The following is a 2,024-nucleotide window of genomic DNA, read 5'->3' on the forward strand; positions in this document are numbered from 1 at the left end:
GTGACTCTCTTTTGTCCATTACTGAATGGGCGTTGATTTATGCGGATAGTACAGAGAATAAGACGAGGAAAACTTAATCTAGATTAAGAGAGCAGTACTCTCACATTAGAAAAAGGAAGAAAGAGATAAAAAAGATTGGGAAATAGAATAAAAGAAAGTCGCTCAGTTTTAACAAGCGACTTTGTTCAATTTAATCCGGACTAAGTGAATGGTTCTTACGAGAGACGTCCACCTGCGGATTGCTAACAGCTATTTAAACTCATAGGTGTAAGACGCACCAACACTGTTATTTTCACCAAAATCGTCCTCAGCAAAAATAGTGAAGACGTTGAATGATTGAGCATCACTCAACTTGTAGCTAGCACCGACACCTGCCCAATACCCTGAATAATCGTCAGAACCCATTGAACCACCACCAAAGCCCATGATAGACCATTCATCGGTTATCGTTTTTAAGCCAAACGCTCCGATATAGCCACCATGTGTCGAGCTCGGCATCAATACATAATCAGAACCCACATTCTCACCATCGAATACGGCTACTTCACCATCGTTGTAGCTGTAACCAGCCATTGGGAAGATTTGCCAACCGAACGGCTCAATATCGAAATAGCTCAGTGGTATAAATGTGCCAATACTGTAGTTGTTCTTATAAGCATCGTTATCATATTCAGAACGGCTAAAGTTGAAATTCACGATACCCATCGGCAACAGCCATGAACCGCCTAATCGCCACTCTTCGCCGTCCGCATTGACACGAGCGTTGATCATTCGCGCTTCATCCAGCCCAATAGAGCCCGAAAACTTAAGCTCTTCGTTATAAGCAACGCCAGCTTTGGTTACAATCTTAGTCGGGTCGTCAGGGTGCTTCTCTTCAGCAAAAGCCCCCATCGACCCGAGCGTTGCCGCAGCAACAAATAATAGAGTACGTAATGTCATTAGAAGGTCGCACTAAGGCCAACAAAGTGGATACGGCCATCGAAAGAACCATTGAGCAAGTTGCGCCCTTTAGGTCCATCACGATTCATCTCAACCGAACCTAAGTCCGCGTATTCGTAGAACACATCGATCAAGATATCATCCCAATACGTTGAAGCACCTACCGAGTAGCGATACTGTTCGCCTACAGGGAGATCAACCCACTGCATTGAAGGATCGTCTTGTGGAGAGGTTTCGTAAGAGAAGCCCGCCTTTAAACGCCAGTCAGAGTTCAGCTGGTAGTCAGCACCAACAGCAAATTTCCAAACATCATCCCAGTCACGTTGTAGAGTTTGACTAATTGGGAAGTCCCCATTTTCGTTGGTACCTAGATCCAAAACAGTATTGTCCCATTGGCTCCAACGATGAAACTGGATGCTTGCCAATAAATCTAATTGAGAATTCAATGCATAGCTTGCACTGACATCAACGAGTTCAGGTACATCAATACCAGTATTCAATGAACGTTTACCGCCAGTAAAGACATTCACATCATTGTTAAATTCGTGCTCTAGTTTCGAGCGGTAACTCGCACCCAATTTTAACTTCTCTGTTGGAGTGTACATAACACCAAGGTTATAACCATAAGCCCAGTCAGTATCTTGCTTGGCTATAAAAAGAGAAGATGACTGTTGTAATGCAGCCCAACTCAATTGAATACCTGCGCCAACAGACCATTGGTCATTCAGCTTATAACTCAGTGATGGATTCACTTGCATTGCGGTCAGAGTAATTTCTTCTAGAAGGGCAGCACCTGCCCAATCGCTACCGTAATCAAGGCTTGAGCCACCAACAGCGCCAAGTGCGATACCAAGGTGCAGTTGGTCTGTTACTTGATGCGCGTGGAAAGCACCAAATGAAGGCAACACTGAATGGCCTTTACCATCACCGCTAGAGTCTTGGTTGTCTTGATATTTCATCTCAAGGTCAAACGCCATGGTATTGATAGTCGTTTTGCTTTCGCCCATGTGAGACATGGTTGCTGGGTTGGTCCACATCGCAGCAGCTGAACGAGAGTAAACACCGTCACCTGCGCCAGTTGTACC

The 2,024-nt window shown here is 44.8% G+C and carries 2 protein-coding genes; both read right to left on the reverse strand.

The features are described 5' to 3' along the window. Positions 1–249 precede the first annotated feature (249 nt). Positions 250–939, reverse strand: coding sequence for a hypothetical protein (locus tag AB4653_RS13115; RefSeq protein ID WP_009845534.1), 690 nt, complete (start codon positions 937–939; stop codon positions 250–252). Further along, positions 939–2,024, reverse strand: a 1,086-nt coding sequence (locus tag AB4653_RS13120) for an OmpP1/FadL family transporter (protein ID WP_372104379.1), incomplete at its 5' end; no start/stop codon positions are given. The genes AB4653_RS13115 and AB4653_RS13120, both read right to left, overlap by 1 nt.

Origin of the sequence: Vibrio sp. 10N.222.48.A3, assembly GCF_041475345.1 — a bacterium.
In the GTDB taxonomy this organism is placed as follows: Bacteria; Pseudomonadota; Gammaproteobacteria; order Enterobacterales; family Vibrionaceae; genus Vibrio; species Vibrio tasmaniensis_A.